This window comes from Opacimonas viscosa (genome assembly GCF_024199005.1).
GTDB lineage: Bacteria > Pseudomonadota > Gammaproteobacteria > Enterobacterales > Alteromonadaceae > Opacimonas > Opacimonas viscosa.
This window is the reverse complement of the sequence record NZ_JANATA010000434.1, coordinates 1-206: the sequence shown is the minus strand read 5'-3', so window position 1 is coordinate 206 and position 206 is coordinate 1. Positions and strand designations below refer to the sequence as shown.

Sequence of the window (206 nt, the reverse complement as noted above, 5' to 3'; positions counted from 1 at the left end):
CCAGGGAACGCCGCACATGTTAGGCGGAGACGAACTGAGCCGAACCCAGCAAGGCAACAATAATGCCTATTGCCAGGACAATGAAAACAGTTGGTTTGACTGGCGACTGGACAAACGCAAGCAGGATTTTTTGGCGTTTTGTCAGCACGTCATTGCGTTGCGTAAATCGTCTGTATTGCTAAACAGTGCGTTTTTACCTGATGATC

Annotated in this window: 1 protein-coding gene; it reads left to right on the top strand. The window is 48.5% G+C overall.

Annotation, left to right across the window (positions count from 1 at the left end; translation table 11 throughout):
• On the top strand, window positions 1-206 hold a 206-nt coding region (locus NLF92_RS14165), incomplete at both ends, for a hypothetical protein (RefSeq protein WP_254102921.1).